A 21,327-nucleotide genomic window follows, 5' to 3' on the forward strand; every position below is an offset into this window, starting at 1 on the left:
AAAAAATAAAGGGACGCGCTCGCCCGATAAGGAAGGCTATTAAAAGTCGGCTCAGGACAACCCGAGTGTCAGCCGCTTTAACCGCGATTCCACGACCCCGTCGTAGAACTCGGAAAGCTGCTCGGCCTGCTGCGCGTCAATGCCGCCACAGCACCGCAGCCCGAGCACGAAGCCGTTGGCCTGAGCGCCGTTCTTGACCACATCGATGGTCGAGCCGGAGGCGCGTATATCGGCCAGGATCATTTCGCTTTGCGGTCGTAGCACGAGGGGCAAGTGATCAATGATGTCGGTCATGGGGAAGGCTGCCTTTCAGTTCTCTGTCCGTGTGTCTGTGTCTGCACAGATGCGGTTGAATGCTCATGCAAGACCTGACCGGGAGAGGGGCGCAGCGGTTCCGACGAATTTGCCAAATGGCCGCGAACGGCAGTGCAGGACTGGCTTTAGCCGGGAAGGCGTGGGTGGTACACCACAACACTGATGGTGTACAAACCGGCCTCTTCCCGGCTGAAGCCGGTCCCACCAAAATCAATCAATACGCGGGTGCTGCTGAACCAGGCTTTCGCGCTTGGTTTGCAGCTCGGCAATCTGCGTGTCGATGTCTTCGATTTTCTGTTCGATATTGTCGTGATGCTCCTGCAGCAGCTCCCGGGCTTCGTTGAGGTCCGATGCCGCCGGCGCTGCGCCGCGCAACGGCTTGTTCGCGGTCTCTTTCATGGTCAGACCGGTGATCAGGCCCACCACCGCGACCACCATCAGGTAGTACGCCGGCATGTACAAGTCCTGGGTGGTTTCAACCAGCCAGGCGACCACGGTTGGGGTCAGGCCAGCGATCAACACCGACACGTTGAACGCACTGGCCAGCGCGCTGTAACGGATGTGGGTGGGGAACATCGCCGGCAGCGTCGAGGCCATCACCCCAATGAAGAAGTTGAGGATCACCGCGATCATCAGCAGACCGGCGAAGATCAGGCCCAACTGGCCGCTGTTGATCAGCTTGAACGCCGGAATCGACAGCACCAGCAAGGCAATGCTGCCAGCGATGATGAAAGGGCGACGGCCGATCTTGTCGCTGAGGAAACCAATCAGCGGCTGCACGAACAGCATCCCGACCATGATCGCCACGATGATCAGTACGCCGCGGTTCTCGCTGTAATGCAGGTTGTGCGAGAGGTAGCTGGGCATGTACGTCAGCAGCATGTAGTAGGTGACGTTGGTCGCCGCGACCACGCCGATGCAGGTCAGCAGGCTGCGCCAGTGCTGGGTGGCGACTTCCTTGAACGAGACCTTCGGACCATGGGCCAGGCCTTCGCGGTCGCCTTGCTCCAGCTTTTCGACGTGCTGCTGGAACGCAGGGGTTTCCTCCAGCGCGTTACGCAGGTAAAGCCCGATCATGCCCAGGGGCAGGGCGAGGAAGAACGGCAGGCGCCAGCCCCATTCGAGGAATTTCTCCTCACCGATCACCGAGGAGATGAGCACCACGACCCCGGCACCGAGTACGAAACCGGCGATCGAGCCGAAATCCAGCCAGCTGCCGAGGAACCCGCGTTTGCGGTCCGGCGCGTATTCAGCCACGAAAATCGAGGCGCCGGTGTATTCGCCACCGACCGAAAAGCCCTGGGCCATCTTCGCCAGCAGCAGCAGGATCGGCGCCCAAATGCCAATCGATTCATAGGAGGGAATCAGCCCGATGGCGAAGGTGCTGAGGGACATGATGACGATGGTGGCGGCGAGGACTTTCTGTCGTCCGTACTTGTCGCCGATGGCGCCGAAGAACACACCGCCGATGGGGCGAATCAGGAAGGGCACCGAAAAGGTCGCGAGGGCCGCGATCATCTGCACGCTGGGGTCGGCGCCGGGGAAGAAGATCTTGCCCAGTGCGTAGGCCACAAAGCCGTAGACGCCGAAGTCGAACCATTCCATGGCGTTGCCCAGGGCGGCAGCCGTGATGGCCTTCTTCATCTTGGCATCGTCGACGATGGTGATGTCTTGCAACCCGATCGGGTTGACGGTTTTCTTGCGTGATCTCATAGAAGTCTCGGCAGCTGGAAGTGTGACGTTGCGGCGTTGTGGCGAACAGTTCTCTGTCCAGCGACAGCACGCAGATTCCGACGGAAAGAGGTGCTGTCGCAACAGTGGCAGGCCGTTCCCGATGAGATAGAACCAAGCCGTAAATAATTCAGAACGGCCGCTGTTTTTTTAGAACTTAGTACAAAAGAGTGAATGATCGACCAAATCTATCGATTAATAAATCCGAAAAGACTGGATCCAATTAAATGAATTTATCACCACTAGACGGACGGTAGAGTAAACCTATTGATTAAGTGATGGCGCAATGACATATTCACTCCGCCATCAACCCATACCCACGGAAAAACATGCGCCCCTTCAAGTCACTTGTTGCAGCCTCTGTGCTGATCAGCGGGTGCAACGGAATGCCCACCGCTTTCACCCAGGATCCTGTCTTTGACCAAGCCTTCGTCGTCCACTCCGGTGCGCCGCTGCCCTATCTGTTGATGGGCACCGCGATCCAGTGGAACGAAGATTATGCTGTCACCGTCAAGCACATTCCCTACATCTCGGGCGCGGTGTTCCAGGGGCAGGGCGACGTTCAGTTCTTCAAGCACAAGGCCGACTCCGTCCCGATGTGGCGTTCGTATCAGCCGGGTGAAGAACTGACCTCCGTGGGCTACAACTCCGCCTACATGTCAGTCAAAGGCACCGGCCATGCGCTGCCGGCCATGGTTCGTCTGGACGCCAAAGAAGGCAACGTGATGTACGGCACCCATGATGGCCCGGTGGCCAAGGGTATGTCGGGCGGCCCGGTGTTTGCGGCAGACGGCAAGGTAGTGGGGATCACCGTGGCGTTGCTGACCTCCAGCGACCTGGCCAAGATCAAGCGCCCGGACCTGGCCAACCAGCCACGGGTCAGCATCTTCATGCCGTACAACGAGATCAACCGCGAGTGGACCCGTTACATGGCGCAACTCAAGCCAGTCACGCCAGCGCCGACCCACCTCGCTGTCAACTGATCAACGTTCTCGCAGGGCTTCGCGGGCGCGGTTGAGGGGTTTGATGAGGTAATCCAGCACGGTTTTTTCACCCGTGCGGATGTCCACGGTGGCGATCATCCCGGGGACGATGGCAAAGGTTTTGCCCGCCTTGTTGCGCAATACGTCCGAGTCCGTGCGGATGTACACGCGGTAGTAGAAGATTTCCGGTTTGACTTCATCCTGAATCGTGTCCGGCGAGATGGTCACCACCTTGCCATCGAGGCTGCCGTAGATCGAATAGTCATAGGCTGTGATTTTCACCTTGGCCTGCTGCTCGGGGTGAATGAAGGCAATGTCCCGGGGCGAGATGCGGGTTTCGATCAGCAGTTGCTCATCCAGCGGCACGATCTGCATCAACTGCCCATTGGGCGGCACGACCCCGCCAATAGTGGTGACTTTGATGTCCTTGACGATGCCGCGCACCGGCGAGTGCAGCGTCAGGCGTGACAACGAATCGCTGCGGCCGCGGATCACCGCTGACAGCATCTGTGCCTCGGAGTTGGCTTTGGCCAGGTCTTCGCGGGCATGCACCATGTATTCAGACCGTGCCTCGGTGGCCTTGAGCTCAAGCTCGGAGCGCTGGCGGTTCAGGCGCAGCACCTCGACCCGGCTCGACGCGCCGATCTTCGCCAGGTTCTCGGTGATGGTCAGTTCGCTGCGCACCAGTTTCAGCGAGCTTTCGATGCCGGTCAGCGTTTCACTCAGGCCCTTGCGCCGGGCGTTGAACAGCTCGGTTTCGGCGCGGCGCAGCTCCGGGTACTTGTCCAGCGACGGGTCGAAGGCCAGCGGTTTCTCACTGACCTCGGCCTGCAAGCGGTTGACGCTGGCCAGCGCCGCCCGGTATTTCGCCTCGCTCTCACCCACGTTCGATTCACTCTTCACCGCATCCAGCTGCGCCAGCACCTGGCCGCGCTCCACCAGCGTGCCTTCGCTGACGTTCAGCTCCTTGATGATCCCGCCCTCCATCGACTGAATCAGCTGCTCCCTGGAGCTGGGTACCACTTTGCCGGTGCCGGTGGAGACTTCGACGACCTGAAACCAGGCCGCCCAGGCGAGAAAAGACGCCAGCATCACGGCGCAGATCCAGATGACCCGCACGCCGCCGGCAATGCTGCGCTCGTCCTTGCCGTCCAGGTAGGTGACTTGATCGCCAAGCCGAGGCGTTTTTTCGGTGGTCAGTGCGTTCATGCCTGCGCTCCTTGCGGCTGCCTGAGTCGGGTGAGGGCGGCGTCGCGGTGGTCATCAATGACGATGCGGCCGTTGTCCAGCACGATGATGCGTTCCACCAGTTGCAGCAGGCTGACCCGGTGCGTGGCGACGATGAGGGTGCGGCCCCGACACCAGGTCGACAGTTTTTCCAGCAACTGGCGTTCGGTGATGTCATCCAGCGAGGCCGTGGGTTCGTCCAGCAGCAGCACCTGGGGCTGGCGAATCAGCAGGCGTGACAGCAGCAGGCTCTGGCGCTGACCGCCGGACAGGCCCAAACCCCCTTCGAGAATCAGGTGATCCATCCCCTTGGGCAGCTGGCGAACAAACTCCAGCGCGCCGGTCACCGCCAAAGCGGCAATGATCTCCTGATCACTGGCCTGGCCGGCGCCGAGGGTCAGGTTGTCCCGCAGCGTGCCGTGGAAAAGCCGCGCCTGTTGCGACATCAGGCCGACGTCCCGGCGCAGGTCGGCCGGGTCCAAGTGAGCGAGGGAGATGCCGTCCACGGTGGTTTCGCCGCTGGACAAATCCATCGAACCTGCCAGCGCCTGCAGCAGCGTGGACTTGCCTGCGCCGTTACGCCCGAGAATGGCCACGCGCTCGCCGGGGCGAATGTTCAGGTTGATGCCGCTCAGGGCAGGCGAGGCCTCTTCGCTGTACTTGAAGCCGGCCTGACGCAACACGTAGTCGCCGCGAATGGCGGGCAAATGCACGCGCTGGCTGCCTTCGGGATGGTCGACCGGCATCTGCATCAGCCGATTGAGCCCTTGCAGCGCGACCTTCGCCTGTTGCCAGCGGGTCAGCACGTGGGTCAGTTGCGCCATCGGTGCCATCATCCGCGAAGCCAGCATCGAGGCGGCCACCAGGCTGCCGGTGGTGAGGTCGCCGGCAATCACCATCGGCGCACCGAACACGATGACCACGGCAAACACCGCGCCCTGCACGTTTTGAGTCCAGGCCACCAGGCTGTTGGTCAGCGAACGCAGTTTCAGACTGCTGTCGGCGGACGCGGCGTTGTAATGATTCCACTGCTGCTGGAAACGTTGCTCGGCCTGCAGCGCCTTGATGTCGTCAATGCCCTGTACCGCTTCCACCAGCATGGCGTTGCGCAATGCGGCTTCGCGCATGGAGGCATTGGCCAGCCGCGCCAGCTTGCGTTGGGCGAGCACGCCGGGCAGCACCATCGCCACCAGCGCAACCAAAGGGATCAGCACCAGCGACCCGCCGATCAGGTAGAACACCAGCAAGAACAGGAAGAAAAACGGCATGTCCGCCAGCGCTGTCGTGGTGCTGGAAGTGATCAGGTCGCGGATCTGCTCCAGCTCGCGCAGCTGCGAAATGAACGAGCCGGTGGATTTCGGCCGGGCCGAGTTACGCAGGTGCAGGGCGTGGCCGAAGACCAGGTCCGAGACCCGCAGGTCGGCGCGCTTGCCCAGTACGTCGGTGATGCGCAGACGCATGATGCGCATGACGAAATCGAACACCAGCGCCAGCATCACGCCGCCGAACAGCACGTACAGGGTCGGCAGGGACTCGGCCGGAATCACCCGGTCGTAGACCTGCATGGAGAACAGCACGCCGGCCATGCCCAGCAGGTTGGCGACCAGCGACGCGAGCATCACTTGCCGGTACGGACGCAGGTCACTGAGAACAATGCGCCTGAACCAGTGCTCGTCGTAGGGCTTGATGTAGTCGTCGGTGCGCACGTCGCTCAGCGGCTGAACGGGCCGCAGGATCACCGTGCGCAGCGCCTGCTCGGCGAGCACGGCCGGGTCGATGCGGCTTTGCAGGCCTTGGTCGCCGCTGTAGGCGATGCCCAGTTCGCCTTGCTCGCTGACACTTTCGATGACGCCGACCTGGCCGTCGCGCAGTTGCACCAGCAGCGGCGTGCGCCAGCGGGACAGGCTTTTGCGGTCGTAGGAGGCGAACTTGACGCTCAGGCCCGCCTGACGCGCCATGTATCGCACCACTTCTTCAACGCGGCCCTCGCTGTTGGTCGAGGCCAGGCGAATGCTTTCCGGTGACACGTCGAGGCGGTAATGCCGGGCGACGGTGAGGATGGCTTCCAGCCACGGCGAATAGTCTGGACGATCAGGGCCTGCCGCGGGCGCTTCGGGGATGACGATGGTTTCGGTCATGGCAGGATCTCCACGTGCTGGATGGTGCTGTGATCAATGCCGAATGCGCGGCGCAGCGCACCGCTGTTGTACAGGCAGTCGATTTGCAGGCGGCGCAGGTCAGCCTGGGTGTTGGCCAGGTCGAAGCGCGACTGGTGGATCTCCTGCTCGGCATTGAGCAGGTCAAGCAACGGCCGGGTGCCCAGTTCCAGGTACTGCCGTCCGTACAGCTCGCGGGCTTCGGTGATGCTGCTCTGCCGTGATTCCAGCGAGCTGAGACGTCGCGTCAGGCCGGACGTCTGTGCCTGCGCTTCGCCCAGCCCTTGCCGCGCCTGCAAGCGCGCGGCGTCTTCGGCGGAATCGGCGGCGGTCAGCGCATAGTTGGCGGCGCGGCTGCGGGCGCTGATGGCGCCACCCTGATAGATCGGCACTTCCAGATTGAGAAAGATCCCGGCCTGGGTGCGATTGATCGTCGAGTTCTGGTCGTCGTAATGGTCGTCCAGGAACTGGTTGATCGAGGGCTGCAATGACAGCGTCGGGTAGGCTTCAGCCTTGGACTGGGCCAGTTCGGCCTGGGCCTGGGTGCGTTGGGCGACGGCTTGCAGCACGGCGGGGAGGGCGTCGGTGCTCACCGATGCGCTGCAGGCGTCGGTCATTGAGGTACTGAACGTATCGCTGACCTGGGGCGGGGTCTGCCGACCGAGCAGGTTGGTCAGCGTGGACTGCCAGCGCGCGTAGAGTGCTTTGTACTCTTGCAACGTGGCCATCCCGCCCTCGGCCCGCGACTGCGCCTGAACCACATCGGAACGGGTGCTGGCACCCATGTCGCTGCGCTGCCGGGCCAGTTCGACGATGTCGCCGATGCCGCGGATCTGCTCGCGGGCGATGTCCACCAGACGCTGATAGCGCTGGACTTCGATGTACGCGAAGGCGGTGTCGCGGCTGACTTGATCGATGGCCAGCAGAATACTTGCCTGACTGCGCGCCGCCTTGGCGCGAGCCGCCTCGACCGCGTTCGAGACCTTGCCGAAATCGTAGAGCATCTGCTTGAGGGAAATGCTCACCGACTGGCTGCCGGCGTCGCTGCCGTAGCCGCTGGTGTATCCGCCTTTTATCCCGCCGGAGATCTGCGGGTAGTAACCGGCTTCGGCCACGTTGATGCCCTCGGCCTGTTGATACAAGGTGCCGATCGCTTCGCTGATACTGGGGTGCCAGTCAACGGCGAGCCTGACCGCCTGTTCGAGGCCCAGGGTCTGGCTGTCTTCCTTGACCGCCACCGCACCCGGCCCGGGACTGCCTGGGGTGCTGCCCTCGGACTTACCGCCGGATTTGCCTTTGGCGCTGCCACCTTTGGGCCGCGTGTCCTCAGGCTTAACTTGCAGCCGCGAAGGGCTGATGCTGCGCAGGCTTGGATCGATCTGATCCTGCGCCAGTGCAACGGAAAATATCGGGTGACACAGGCCGAGGGTCAGGACGACTGCCGGCCATTTCTGCTTGCGAACGCGCTCCACGTGGCTTCCTTACTGTACGAATACAGAGCTTCCCTGTTGGTTAATCAACCGGCCGAACCCATCATTCGGCCGATTGAACCCCGCCGCTGGCAGCGCCAGAGGGCGGGCTGATCAAACGACGTGAATACCGTTCTGCACCCACAGATGGTGGGTTGGATCTTCTTGCGGCGTGTACTGGGTGTAATCGACGCCATCGGCTTGTTGCGCACCGCCGGCAACCCAGGTGTTGGTCATGTGGACGCTGTCTTCGCTGCCCCCCTTGATGATCAGTGTGTTGTTGTCTGCCGAGGTGATGGACACCAGGTCCGCCAGGCTGATGGTCAGCGCGACAGCACTGGTGTGGTTCAGGTCCAGCACCTCGATGTTGTGGATCCGGCTCTGCAGATCGCCCAGGTTGATGGTCGCATCGCCCCCGGCCCACAGCAGCGTATCGGTGCCCGTGCCGCCATCGACCGAGGCGAAATGCTGGTCGGCGATGATCAGCGTGTCGTTGCCAGCACCGCCTTGCAGGGTGACCGCGCCGCCATGGGACCCGTCCAGCGTGTCATTGCCCGCCGTGCCCTGAATCAGCTCGGCGCCGGTGGTCGCAACGGCGGTGGCGCTGTGATCGTCGACGTTCGCTACGGTGGACAGCGCCGCGAATGAGGTAGTGACGGCGGCACCGGCCTGTTCCAGATCAACGGTCAGCGTCGCCGTGTCGGTGGTGCCGTTGGGGTGCTTGAGCTGGTAGGTGAAGATGTCTTCATGGCCGATGACCGCATTGGTCTGGCCCGGCGTCAGGGTGTAGGTGTAGCGCCCGTCCGCCTGCACCAGCAGCGAACCGTAGGTGCCGAGAATCGTGGTGCCGTTGTAGCCCGGTGTCACGTAATTGCCGGCCGCCAGCACACTGAGCACGGTGTATGCCGAGCCCAGCACATCAGCCCCGCCGCCGGCCGTATCGGTGAGCAGGTTGCCCGCCACCGGGGTGTAACTGCTGACCACGAACTGATTGGTGTAAGTGGCGTCGTTGATCAGGCTGGCGTTGACGGTGGTCAGCACACCGATGCCGCCGGAGCTGATTTTCACCTGATAGCTGCCGGCCGTCTGGTCGTCGAAGCGGATGCCGTAGCTATTGCCGCCCAGGTTCGCCAGGGCACTGCCGCCGTAGCTCTTGACCAGTACATATTGGCCGGTCGCAGTGTTGAGCTTGTACAGGCCGACGGTTAGCGAACCCAGCAGGCTGGCCACGTTGCTCGAGCTGACCACTACCGTCAGATCGCTGATGGTGCCGGCCGCCACACTGGTGTTCCACGACCCGTTGCCACCGCCGAGCACTGGCACGCTGAAGCTGCCCAGCGTCGAGTTGGTGATGACCTCCTTGTTGACCAGGGTAATGTCGCTGACCGCGATGTCGTTGGTGGCGTCGACCAGCAAGGCCGGGCTGGCCAGGTTGGTATCGCTCCACACCTCGGTGGCCTGCGGGCTGTCTATGCGCACGTACAGATTGGCCGTGTCGCTGAGGCCGTTCGGGTGCACCAGCTGGTAGCTGAAGACATCCACTTTGCCGACGCTGGCGACAGCGCCGTTGGGTGTGTAGCTGTAGTTGCCGCTGGCGTCGATGGTCAATGTGCCGTACAGCCCTTGCACCGTAGTGCCCGCGCTGGCGGTGACGTAGCTGCCGTTTTTCAGCACCTGGAGCACCGCGCCGTTGTCCGGGCCGGTCACATCCACCTGGCCGTCGGTGCCGACGTTGGTGATGACGTTGCCGGTCACGGCGGCACCGGCCACCCCGTTGAACTGGGTCAGGCTGGTGACGTCCAGCTGCAGCTGCGTGGTGACCGTGGTCACCACGCCGATGCCGGTGCTCGACACGACCAGCCGGTAATCGCCACCCTGCAGATCGGCGATATTGACGCGCACGCCCTGACCGGTCAGGGCGACCAGGTCGAGCAGGCCGCCGTTGCCGTTGACGTCCAGGGTCACCCAGCTGCCGCTGGCGTTCTTGACCTGCAGTGTGTAGACGACTCCGTCGAGCAGTGACACCGCGCTGCCGGTGGTCAGTGTCAGGGTCGGATCAAGGGTGGTGCCGCTGTTGACGGTGAACACAAATGCCTTGGAAAACCCTGCCAGCAAGGTGCTGAAGGAGTCCGCAACGTTCTGCGTGGTCTTCACCGGCACCAGGCTGACCGAGGCGGTGGCCAGGTTGTCGCTGGCAATGACCGGGGTGTTGACGTCGATGTCCGGCGCGGTGACGTTGGCCGCCACCGAGAGGTTGCCCTTGATGTCGGTGAGGCTGACCAGCAGGGTTTCGCCGTTGATCTGCGCCGGTGCCAAGGTGACGCTGAACAGCCCTGTGGCCCCGACAGTGCCCGTCCCGAGCACTGCGCCGCCGGTGGACTTGATCTGCACCGTCGAGCCGATTTCCCCCGTGCCGCTGACCGTCAGGCCATCCACGCTGACCAGCAGCGCACCGGGTGCAGCCGGCGGTGTCAGGTCAGGCGCAATGGCGCTTGCCGAAATCGACACGTTACCCGCGGCATCCGCCTGGCTGATGCTCAGCACCTGGTTGTTGATCTGCGCCGCACTCAATGCCACCGAGAAGCTGCCGTTGGCGGCCACTGTCGTGCTGCCGAGCACAGCCCCGATTGCGTTGCGCACGGTCACTGTCGAGCCGGCGACACCGGTACCCGTGACCACCGAGCCGCTGGCATTGACGGCCACCGCTGTCGGTGCGCCGGGCGGCGTGATGTCCGCAGCCACCAGGCTGCCGGCAGCCGACACGTTGCCCGCGACGTCGACCTGACGCACCGTCAGCGCCTGGCCGTCCAGTTGCGCAGCGTTGAGGGTGAGGTTGAAGGTTCCGCCAGCGCCTACGGTGGTGGTCCCCAACAGCGTGCCGCTGGCATTGAACACCCTGACTGTCGCGCCGACTTCACCGTTGCCGCTGAGGGTGAGGCCGTTGGCGGCCAACACCAGGGCGGAAGGGGGATTAGGCGCCTGAAGGTCCGGAGCATTGACCGTCGCAACGACCGACGCGTTACCGGCCACGTCCGCCTGCTGGACGCTTAACACCTGACCGTTCAACTGAGCACTGGAGAGCAAGACGACAAACCCGCCCGCCGCACTGACCACGGCGCTGCCGAGCACAACCCCGGCCGCGTTGGTCACGCGCACGGTCGCGCCGGCCTCGCCGTTGCCGCTGACCTGAAGGCCCGCGACATTCAGCGCGACGTTGGTCAGCGCAGCGGGCGGCGTGGTGTCGACGGCACTGAGGTTGGCGAGCAACGAGACGTTGCCTGCGACGTCACGCTGACTCACCGACAGCAACTGACCATTGAGCTGGGCCGCCGAGAGGTTGGCGTTGAACGTGCCGTCCACTGCCACGGTGGCGGTGCCCAACACGACGCCAAGACTGCTGCGCACGGTGACCGTTGCGCCGGCTTCGCCAATCCCGCTCAGGACGGTGCCGGCGCCATTGAGCACCAGCGACGCCGGTGCGTTGGGCGCGGTAGTGTCGGGCGCTGTGACCGTCAAGATGGCCGACGGCAAGCCCGCGGTATCGGTCTGATACGCGTTGAGGATCTGACCGTTGGCTTGCGCCGTGTTCAGCACGACGCCAAAGGTGCCGCCAGCATTGACCAGCGCAGTGCCAAGGGTGACACCGGCGGCGGTGGTGATGGTCACCGTCGCCCCGGCTTCGCCGCGACCGCTCACCAGGGTGCCGGTGGCGCTCACCGCCAGATCACTGAGCACAGCCGGCGGCGTGGTGTCCGCCGCCAGCACCGCCGCCGGCAACGATGCGCCGCCCGCCCCGGTACTGGCCGTTACGCCCAGGCTCTGGCCGTTGGTCTGCGCGCTATTGAGGGTGACGTTGAACGTGCCGCCCGCATTGGTGGCCGCCGTCCCGAGGACAACGCCCGTTGCGCTGTACACCGTGATGGTGGTGCCCGTTGCGGCGTTGCCGGTCACGCTCAGGCCGTCGGCGCTGACCAACAGACTGGTCGGCGCATTCGGTGGCGGGGTCACGGGCACGGTGAGGTCGAGCGTACCGGACACGTTGTTGCTGGCGTCCACCTGACCGACCGTGAGGACGTTATTGGCCGTGACGCCAGGGACCAGGGTCACCACGAAGGTGCCATTGGCCGCGACTTGCCCGGTGCCGAGTGTGGCGCCCAGGGAGTTTTTGACGGTCACTGTCGCGCCCGCTTCGCCGCGGCCTGCCAACAGCAGGTAATCGGCGCTGATGGTCAGGTTGCTGACCGGATCATGCGCCTGAGTGTCTGGCACCTGCTGGACCAGCGGCGCGGAGTGGTTGTTGGCGGCATCCGTCGCCACGATGGAGATGACTTGTCCGTTGGTCTGCGCCGGACTCAGCGTGACCGAGTATTGCCCGTTGGCGCCCACCTGAGCAGAACCCAACAAGGTGCCATTGGCCGACGTCACCGTCACCGTGCTGTTGGCTTCGGCGGTCCCTTGCAGGATCGTGCCGTTGCCGGTGAGCGAGGTGAACACCGGCACCGCTGGCGGCGTGCTGTCCGGCGCAGTGACAGCAACCGATATCGAATCGTTTTGCGCGGCGTCGACTTGCACCACCGACAATGACTGACCATTGAGCTGAGCAGTCGTCAACGGAACACTGAACGTACCGTCCGCGCGCACGATGGCAGTGCCAAGTGCAGGCGTGCCTTGGGCCGCGCCCGTCAGTGCGACACTGACCGTGGCGCCGGGTTCGCCGCGCCCGCTGAGGGTCAGACCGTCCTGGCTGACCGAGAGGTTGGTCACGGCGAGCGGATCGGTGACGTCGGCGGCCTGGTAAACCACCGTGCCTGACACGTTGTTGGCAGCGTCGGTCTGGGTGACGTTGAGTGTCTGGCCGTTAAGCTGGGCAGATGACAGCGTGACGCTGAACGTGCCGTCGCCCAGCACCGTGGTAGTGCCGAGGCTGGCGCCGGTGGCGCTGGTCACCTTGACCGTGGCGCCCACTTCACCGGTGCCGGTCAGCGTCAGGCCGTTGGCACTCAGCGGCGCCAGGACCGGCAGCGCGGGCGGGGTGATGTCGGGCGCGGTAACGGGCGCGCCGGCGGACGGGTTGCCCGCAGCATCACGTTGCACGATCGACAGCAGCTCGCCATTGGTTTGCGGCACCGACAGCGAGACCGCGAAATTGCCGTCCACACCCACCACGCCGGTGCCGACGATGTTGCCTGCGGCATCGGTGATCAACAGGCTGGCGCCTGCTTCCCCGCGACCGCTGACCACCACGCCGGTGTCATTGATTTGCACGTTGGTGACCGCTGCGGGCGGCGTCAGGTCCGGTGAAGCAAGGGAGCCTGCCGCCGACGCATTGTTAGCGGCGTCGGTGAGCACGACAAACACCGGCTGACCGGCGTTTTGCGTCTGGGTCAGGGTGATCAGGAACTTGCCATCGACGCCCACGGTGCCGGTGCCGACTTGCGTGCCATCGGCCAGGGTGATTCGCACCCCTGCGCCGGCTTCGCCGCTGCCGCTGAGTACGCTGCCGGACGCATTGAACTGCAGGTCGGTGGCGACCGCTGGCGGGGTCAGGTCCGGAGCAATGACCGTCGCCGGCACGCTGACGTTGCCGGGCGGGTCGGCCTGCTGAACGCTCAGCACCTGGTTGTTGATCTGCGGGGTGGAGAGGGTGACGCTGAACGTGCCGTCCGTCAGCACCAGCGTGGTACCGAGCAGTGTGCCGCCGGCATCGCGGACGGTGACGGTGGCGCCGGCTTCACCGGTACCGGTGATCACCGCGCCTGCTGCGTTGATGCGCACATTGTCCAGCTGATCGGGCGGGGTGAAGTCCGGCGTGGTCAGGCTGGCTTGCGGTGACACGTTGCCGACGGCATCGCGTTGCACAAGCGTCAGCACTTCGGCGTTGGTCAGCGCCGGGGCCAGCACCAGGGTAAACGCCCCGGTAACGCCCACCGTTACCGTGCCGAGCACGGTGCCGAGGGTGTTGGTCACCGTGACAATCGCGCCGGCTTCACCGCGGCCGGTCAGCGTCGCGCCATCGCTGGAAATGTTCAGCTGGGTCAGGGCGAGGGGCGCCGTGGTGTCGACAGAGGTCAGGCTGGCGGGCAGGGAAATATTCCCGGCCGCATCGGTCAGGGTCACCGCCAGCAGTTCGCCGTTGGCTTGCGGGGTGGTGAGGGTGAGCTGGAAGGTGCCGTCGATGCGCACGCTGCCGGAGCCGACGAGGGCACCGGCAGCGTTGAACACGTTGACCGTGGCGCCGGGTTCACCGGTGCCCGACAGCACCGCGCCGTCGGGCGTGACGGCCAGGGCAAGGGGTGCGTTCGGCGCAATCAGGTCCCTGGCGGTGAGGTCGACGCTGGCGGATTCATTACCGGCGACATCGGTCTGGCTGATGCTCAGGGACTGGCCGGCAATCTGCGGCGCGCTCAGCGTCAGCGAGAAATTGCCGTCGGCGCCCACTTGCCCGGTGCCGAGGATAACCCCGCCGGTGCCCAGCACCGTCACCGTTGCGCCCACTTCGCCGTGGCCGGTCAGGGTGACGCCATTGGTGTTGAGCACCAGATCGGTGAGTTGCCCGGGCGCGGTGACATCCGCCGCCAGGTAACCGGTGGCCAGCGAGTTGATGCCATCGCTGGAGGTGGCGATGGCCGAGAGCGACTCGCCGTTGAGTTGCGCGGCATTGAGTTGCGCACTGAAGGTGCCGTCGCCATTGACCAGCGCCGTGCCCAGCAGCACACCGGAGGCGGTGCGGATGCTGACGGTGCTGCCGGCGTTGGCGGTGCCGGTCAGGGTCAGACCGTCGGCACTGAGGGCCAGATTGAGGGGCGCAGGTTCTGCGAGATTGCCGGGGGCAATCACCGTGCTGGCATCGGAAGGATTGCCAGCAGCGTCGGTCTGAACCACGGTCAACGTGCTGCCGGCCACTGCCGCTGGGTTAAGGCCCACAGTGAAGCTGCCGTTGGCCGCCACGGTCGCAGTGCCCAGCGCGTTGCCATTGGCATCGCGCACGACCACCGTTGCACCGGCCTCGCCGGTACCGCCCAGGGTCAGGCCATTGGCGCTGACGGCGAGGTTGCTGGCAGCGGCGGGCGCGGTGGTGTCAGCGGCCTGATAAGGCGCCGCCACCGAGACATTACCGGCGGCGTCGGTCGAGGTCACGCTCAGGCTCTGGCCGTTGAGTTGTGGGCTGGACAGGCTGACCTGGAACACGCCATTGGCCCCGGCGACGCCTGAACCCAGTACGTTGCCCGACGCATCGCGCACGGTGACCGTGCTGCCGGCTTCGGCGTTGCCCGCCAGTTGCACGCCGCTGCCGCTGAGCAACAGGGCGGTGGGGCTGTCCGGTGCAGTGAGGTCGACGGACGTCACGTTGACCGCCGTCGACACGTTGCCGGGCGGGTCTTCCTGGGTCACGGTCAAGACTTCAGCGTTGATCTGCGCGGTGCTCAGCGTGACGCTGAATGCGCCGTTGGCCGCCACCAGCGCAGTGCCCAACAGGGCCCCGCCGGCCGTGCGCACCGACACCGTCGCACCGGGTTCGCCCCGGCCGGTTACGGTCAGGCCGTCGGCGTTCACCGCCACTTGGGTGAGGGCAGCGGGTGGCGTGATGTCCGGCGCCGTGAGGTTTGCCGACGGCGAGACGTTGCCGCTCGGGTCGGTCTGGCTGATGTCCAGGGCCTGGCCGTTATTCGGTGCAGGTGCGAGGGTCACGGTGAAGGTGCCGTCACTGGCCACCAGCGCGGTGCCAAGCAACGTGCCGTTGGCGTCGAGGACTTTCACCGTCGCGCCGGCCTCGCCAGTACCGGTCAATGTGCTGCCGTTGGCGCTGATCAACAGGTTCTGTGGCAGGGCTGGTGGGGTGGTGTCCACCGTCGTCAGGCTGGCACCGGCCGAGACGTTGCCGGCAGCGTCGGTGAGCGTCACGTTCAGCGGTGCACCGGTGGTGACGGCGTTCGGCAGCGTGACCTGGAACTGGCCGCTCTGGTTGACGAGGCCGGTGGCGAGGATGTTGCCTGCGGCGTCGCGAATGGTCACCGTCGCACCCGCTTCACCCAGGCCATTGACCACGGTGCCGACGTTGTTGATGGTCAGGCCGGTGGCGGCGTTGGGCGCGGTCAGGTCAGGCGCAATAACGCTGCCTGATTGCGAGACGTTGCCGGCCAGGTCGGTTTGCGTGGCCGTCAGTGGTTGGCCGTCCAGCTGCGACGGCGTCACGGTGATCGCGAACGTACCGTTGGGCGCAACGGTGCCGGAACCCAGCACGGTGCCGCCGCTGTTGGCAATGGCCACCGTCGAGCCCGCTTCGCCTCGACCGGAGACCACGCTGCCATCGGCGTTGATGGTCAGCCCGGCCGGGGCGTCGGGCGCCGTCAGGTCGTTGGCGACCACCAGCGCGGTGACCGAGGTGTGGCCCGCGTCATCGGTCGAGACGACGTGCAGGGTCTGCGCGTTCAATTGAGCGAAACGCATCAGGATGCTGAAGCGGCCGAAGCTGTTGACCCTGCCGCTGCCCAGACTGACCCCGTTGCTGTCGAGAATGGTGACTGTGCTGCCCGCCGTTGCCGCGCCGGTCATGATGAAACCGTCGGTGCTGATGGCCATGCCGTTGGGGGTTGCCAGCTGCGTACCGTCCGGACCTGCGAGAGCGACCGGGTTTGACGCGTTGCCGGCAGCGTCGGTGCTGATGACGTCCACGGTGGTGTTGCTGGCGACAGGCTGATCAAGGCCGATGACGAAGGTGCCATCCTGGCCAACGGTGCCAATACCGAGCTGCTGGTTGCCCGGTCCGCGAACGGTGACGGTGGTGCCGGGCTCGCCGACGCCGGAAACGCTCGCGCCGTCCGGGCTGATTGCCAGGTTCGTGACATCGACCGGTCGGGTGGTGTCAGGCGCAAACACTGCCGTGGGCAGCGAATCGTTAGGACCGTCAGTGGCGACCACTTGCACCGTCTCGCCGTTGCTCAGGATCGGGGAAAGATTGACGGTAAATGTCCCGTCAGTCCCGGCGGTCGCAGTGCCGATCTGAACGCCATTGGCATCAAGGATTTTCACCGAGCCGTCGGCCACGGTGGTGCCGGTGAGCACGCCGTTACCGTCAAGGCTCAGGCCGCTTGGTGCCGGCGGTGCGGTGATATCAGGTGCGGTGACAGAACCCGGCAGCGAGGGCAGGGTGCTGGCGTCGGTCTGGGTCACGCTCAACACCTGACCGTCCAGCTGCGCCGGACTCAGGGTCACGGCAAAACTGCCGTTGCCGGCGACGACGGCCGAGCCAAGCAAGTTTCCGCTGGCGTCGCGCACTTGCACGGTATCGCCCGCAATGCCAGTCCCGGAAACGGTCAGGCCGTTATTGCTGATGGTGATCCCGGTGGGCGCATCCGGCGCAGTGGTGTCCGGCGCGGTGAATGGGGACGCCGGGGAGATGTTGCCTGCTGCGTCGGTCTGTTTGACCTGCAGCACCTGGCCGTCGTCCTGGGTCGAGTTGAGGGTGACGTTGAAGCGACCGGTCACCGGGTCAGCCGTTGCGGTGCCCAGCACGTTGCCATTGGCGTCCCGTACATTGACGGTGGCGCCGGGTTCGCCCTGGCCGCTCAGCGTCAGGCCGTCGGCGCTCAGGGTGAGGCTGGTGGGAGCGTCGGGCGCCTGAATGTCCGCTGCCTGCAATGGCACCGCTGGAGACGCCAGGGCCGAGCCATCGACTTGCGAGACGCTGAGGTTCTGGCCGTTGATCTGCGCGCTGGACAGGGTGACTTCAAAGCGTCCGTCACTGCCAACCACGGCGCTGCCCAGCGTTGCGCCGAGGGCGTCTTTGACGGTGACGGTGGCACCGATCTGGCCGTTACCGGTCACGATCAGGCCGTTGGCCGACAGATCAAGGTTGGTCACAGGTGCCGGTGCGCTCAGGTCCGGCGCAGTGACCGGAGCCGCCACCGACTGGTTGCCGGCGGCGTCGGCCTGGGTGACTTGCAGCAACTGACCGTCGGTTTGTGCGGTCGTCAGGGTCAGGGTAAAGCTGCCGTCGGCGCCAGCCTGGCCGGTGCCGATGACGTTGCCCGCAGCATCACGCACCGTCACGCTGGCCCCGGCTTCACCGACGCCGGTCAGGGTCAGACCGTTGCCGTCGAGAACAAGGTTGGTCAGCGCGGCGGGTGCCTGGGTGTCGGGGGTGACAAAGGTCACGGTGGCGGGTGCGCCGCCGCTGCTGTCACTGGCGCTGATCGACAACGTTTGTCCGTTGTTCTGCGGGGTGTTCAAGGTCACGCTGAACTGCCCGTTCGCCGCCGCGATTGCGGTGCCGAGCACGGTCCCGTTGGCGTCGGTGACGGTGATCGTCGACCCGGCCTCGCCGGTGCCCGTCAGCGTGGTGCCGCTGGCGTCGATGCTGATGGCGGCCGGTTGCAGCGGGCCGTCAAGGTCCGGTGCGCTGACTGGCGCGGCGGGCGATGGATTCCCGGCGGCGTCGTTCAATACCACTTGCAGCGCCTGACCGTTGGTTTGCGCCGAAGCGAGGGTGACCGTGAAGTTACCGGTCGCGGAGGTCACGCCGGTCCCGATGACATTGCCGAGGGCATCCCGTACCGAAACGGTCGAGCCCGGTTCGCCTCGGCCGGTGAGGGTCAGTCCGTTGCTGGCCACGCTGAGCTCGGTGGCAGCGGAAGGGCCGGTGATGTCGGGCGCGGTGACGGGAACGGTCACCGAGCTTTCGCCCTGACCGTCGACCGCGACCACGTCGAGCACTTCGCCGTTGGCCTGGGCCGGATTGAGTACGACGGTGAAGCTGCCGTTGCTGCCCACTGTCGCACTGCCGAGCAGCACGCCGTTGGCATCGCGCACCTGAACCACCGAACCGGCGCTCGCGGTGCCGCTCAACTGGGTGCCGTCGGCATTGATGACCAGGCCGGAAGGCGTCGCCGGACCACTGGCGTCCGGCGCCGTCACCACCAGCACGGGGGAAGGCAGGCCTGCGGTGTCGGTCTGGGTGAACTGCACCTGATCACCGGGATTGACCGGGGTGGTCAGCGTGGTTTCAAAGGTGCCGTTTGCCCCGACGATCGCGGTGCCGATGGGTGTGCCGCTGGCACCGACGATGGTGACCGTGGCGCCGACTTCGCCCTTGCCGGAGACCTGCGTGCCGTCCGCGCTGATTACCACATCGGTGACTTGCGAGGGTGGGGTGGTGTCGGCGGCGGTCAGCTCGGCCGAGGCAGAGTTGCCCGCCGAATCCGTGGCGCTGATGTTGAGTTTTTCACCGTTGAGCTGCGCCGTGTCCAGGGTGACGCTGAACGTGCCGTCGAGGCCGGCGCGGGTGGCGCCAATGACCGCGCCCGACGCGTTGCGCACGAGGACGCGAGCGCCCGCTTCGGCACGACCGGTGAGGGTCAGGCCGTCAGCCGACAGAACGAAATCCGAAGGCGCCGCCGGCGGCGTGGTGTCCGGTGCTTGCAGGGGAACGTTGGCGGAGGTGTTGCCGGCGGCATCGGTGAGGGTGACCTGCAGCGGCTGACCGGCGTTTTGCGGCGCGTTCAGGGTGATGTTGAACAGCCCGTCAGTGCCCACAACGGCAGTGCCGAGCACGTTGCCGTTGGCATCGATGACGCTCGCGGTGCTGCCAACTTCGCCACGGCCACTGACAATCGAGCCGTTGCCGCTGATGGCAATGCCGGTCGGGGCATCCGGCGGCGTCACATCCCCGCCGGGCGGCGTGACGTCGATGTCCGGCGCCTGGGCTTGAGCGGGCGGGGAAACGTTGCCGGATGCGTCGACCGCATTGACGGTCAGCGACTGACCGTCAGTTTGCGGCGGGTTGAGGCCGAGGCTAAAGGTGCCGTCCGCGCCAACGGTGCCGCTGCCCAGCAGGGTGCCGTCGGCGGCGCGCACTTGAATGGTCGCGCCGACTTCGCCGGAGCCGGTGATGCGCGTGCCATCGGCGCTGACCACAAGATTGCCGGGTGCATTGGGTGGCGTGGTGTCGCCCCCCGGTGGGACGTCGATGTCTGGCGCCAGCGCTTGAGCAGGTGGGGAGACGTTGCCTGCGGCGTCAACCGCGTTGACGGTCAGCGACTGGCCGTCGGTTTGCGCCGGGCTGAGGGTAAGGCTGAAGGTGCCGTCTGCCCCGACCACAGCGCTGCCGAGCAGCGTGCCATCGGCGGCGCGCACCTGAACGGTCGCGCCCGCTTCACCGGAGCCAGTCAGCCGGGTGCCGTTGGCACTGACGGCCAGATTGGCCGGCGCATCGGGTGGCGTGGTGTCGCCTGGGGGGGTGACGTCGATGTCCGGCGCCAAGGCTTGAGCGGGTACGGAGATATTGCCGGCGGGGTCAGTTGCCGTCACGGTCAACGACTGGCCATCGGTTTGCGCCGGGCTCAGTGTAAGGCTGAAGGTGCCATCTGTCGCAACGATGCCGCTGCCCAGCAGGGTGCCATCGGCGGCGCGCACTTGAATGGTGGCACCCGCTTCACCGGTACCGGTCAGCACGCTACCCGTGGGGTTGACCGCCAGGTTACCCGGCGCAGGAGGGGGTGTGGTGTCTGACCCTGGGGGTGTTCCGCCGTCGATATCGGGCGTAGGCGCCTGAGTGGAAGGGGACACGTTGCCTGCGGCGTCGGTGGCGCTGACCGCCAGGGGCTGGCCGCTCGTTTGCGGGGGGTTTAGCGTCACGCTGAAGCTGCCGTCCGGCGCCACGACACCGCTGCCGAGGAGGGTGCCGGCGTTGTTTCGTACCTGAATGGTTGCACCGGCTTCACTGGTGCCGGTCAGTAACGTGCCGTCTGCACTGACGAGCAGGTTGCCCGGGGCCACGGGGGCTGACGTGTCAGCGGCGTTTCCGCCGCCGCCGCCACCACCGCCGCCGCCCCCTGCGACGCCCCCCGCTGCTGCTGCCGCACCGCCGGCGCCCAACAGGCCGAGCCCGGCAATTGCAAAGGTGGGGGTAGCACCGTCCACCAGGCCGGCGTCTGCGATTAATTCGTCCAGCGAATTGACTTTATCGAAGGTAAAACCGTTGAAGGACTGAGTGTCGTACTGCGCCTGCCAAAGGGTACCGTCTTCGCTCTGGAACACCATGTCGCTGTTCGGACCCTCAGGCGCGGTGTTAAAGAAGTTGGCGACTTTGATGTGCTCGCCGTTCTTCAAGTTCACGACAAGGTCTTGCCCGTTGCGGGAGACCGAAGCGACTTGGCTGGGTGGAACAGGCATTTGAACAACTGACGGTGAATCGAGTGACAGATCCCCCCATGTTTTGGCAGTAAGTTCGGAGGTGGCTTTATTAGCTACAACGATATTGTCCATTCTGACAGTCCTTTTCTTCGCTTTTGGCACTACAACAACGCGGTTAATGGCGTGTCATACCAGCCGCCCGATCATCGAATCAGGCGCAACTTTGTTTCTTATTAGGATGAAAGCCGTTTGCCATTAATTTAGATTGGAACCACCCAATATCAATAGAAAATAGTTTGACGTTTCGCCATGTGA

Annotated in this window: 7 protein-coding genes; 1 reads left to right on the forward strand and 6 read right to left on the reverse strand. The window is 65.0% G+C overall.

The window, feature by feature from the left end:
- Positions 1 to 51: 51 nt before the first annotated feature.
- Both OKW98_RS13565 and proP read right to left on the reverse strand, forming a co-directional pair.
- The gene (locus OKW98_RS13565) at positions 52 to 294 is read right to left on the reverse strand and encodes a hypothetical protein (protein WP_265385195.1); all 243 of its coding nucleotides are present in this window, start codon (positions 292 to 294) and stop codon (positions 52 to 54) included.
- Positions 295 to 525: 231 nt separating this feature from the next.
- Positions 526 to 2,028 (reverse strand): glycine betaine/L-proline transporter ProP, encoded by a 1,503-nt coding sequence (gene proP / locus OKW98_RS13570; protein ID WP_265385196.1) that lies wholly within the window; start codon positions 2,026 to 2,028, stop codon positions 526 to 528.
- A gap of 404 nt (positions 2,029 to 2,432) precedes the next feature.
- Here proP and OKW98_RS13575 point away from each other — a divergent pair, with 404 nt between their 5' ends.
- Complete coding sequence (locus OKW98_RS13575) at positions 2,433 to 3,029, forward strand: trypsin-like peptidase domain-containing protein (RefSeq protein WP_265385197.1); 597 nt, start codon at positions 2,433 to 2,435, stop codon at positions 3,027 to 3,029.
- Here OKW98_RS13575 and OKW98_RS13580 read toward each other — a convergent pair whose 3' ends face one another.
- The 4 genes from OKW98_RS13580 to OKW98_RS13595 all read right to left on the reverse strand — a co-directional run bounded on the left by OKW98_RS13580 (position 3,030) and on the right by OKW98_RS13595 (position 21,144).
- Positions 3,030 to 4,238 carry an HlyD family efflux transporter periplasmic adaptor subunit gene (locus OKW98_RS13580; protein ID WP_265385198.1) on the reverse strand — a complete coding sequence of 403 codons (1,209 nt, stop codon included), beginning with the start codon at positions 4,236 to 4,238 and terminating at the stop codon, positions 3,030 to 3,032.
- The gene (locus OKW98_RS13585) at positions 4,235 to 6,394 is read right to left on the reverse strand and encodes a type I secretion system permease/ATPase (RefSeq protein ID WP_265385199.1); all 2,160 of its coding nucleotides are present in this window, start codon (positions 6,392 to 6,394) and stop codon (positions 4,235 to 4,237) included. Before OKW98_RS13585 ends, OKW98_RS13580 begins: the two co-directional genes overlap by 4 nt.
- Complete coding sequence (locus OKW98_RS13590) at positions 6,391 to 7,845, reverse strand: TolC family outer membrane protein (RefSeq protein WP_416148465.1); 1,455 nt, start codon at positions 7,843 to 7,845, stop codon at positions 6,391 to 6,393. Before OKW98_RS13590 ends, OKW98_RS13585 begins: the two co-directional genes overlap by 4 nt.
- Before the next feature lie 150 nt (positions 7,846 to 7,995).
- A complete protein-coding gene (locus OKW98_RS13595) occupies positions 7,996 to 21,144 on the reverse strand; it encodes a BapA/Bap/LapF family large adhesin (RefSeq protein ID WP_265385201.1) in 13,149 nt (4,382 codons plus the stop codon).
- Positions 21,145 to 21,327 lie beyond the last annotated feature (183 nt).

The sequence above is a fragment of the Pseudomonas sp. KU26590 genome (assembly GCF_026153515.1).
Taxonomy (GTDB): domain Bacteria; phylum Pseudomonadota; class Gammaproteobacteria; order Pseudomonadales; family Pseudomonadaceae; genus Aquipseudomonas.

Bases quoted from the DNA above. Each gene is read 5' to 3' on its own strand.
- OKW98_RS13565 (WP_265385195.1), bottom strand. From the start codon at position 294: ATGACCGACATCATTGATCACTTGCCCCTCGTGCTACGACCGCAAAGC.
- proP (WP_265385196.1), bottom strand. From the start codon at position 2,028: ATGAGATCACGCAAGAAAACCGTCAACCCGATCGGGTTGCAAGACATC.
- OKW98_RS13575 (WP_265385197.1), top strand. From the start codon at position 2,433: ATGCCCACCGCTTTCACCCAGGATCCTGTCTTTGACCAAGCCTTCGTC.
- OKW98_RS13580 (WP_265385198.1), bottom strand. From the start codon at position 4,238: ATGAACGCACTGACCACCGAAAAAACGCCTCGGCTTGGCGATCAAGTC.
- OKW98_RS13585 (WP_265385199.1), bottom strand. From the start codon at position 6,394: ATGACCGAAACCATCGTCATCCCCGAAGCGCCCGCGGCAGGCCCTGAT.
- OKW98_RS13595 (WP_265385201.1), bottom strand. From the start codon at position 21,144: ATGGACAATATCGTTGTAGCTAATAAAGCCACCTCCGAACTTACTGCC.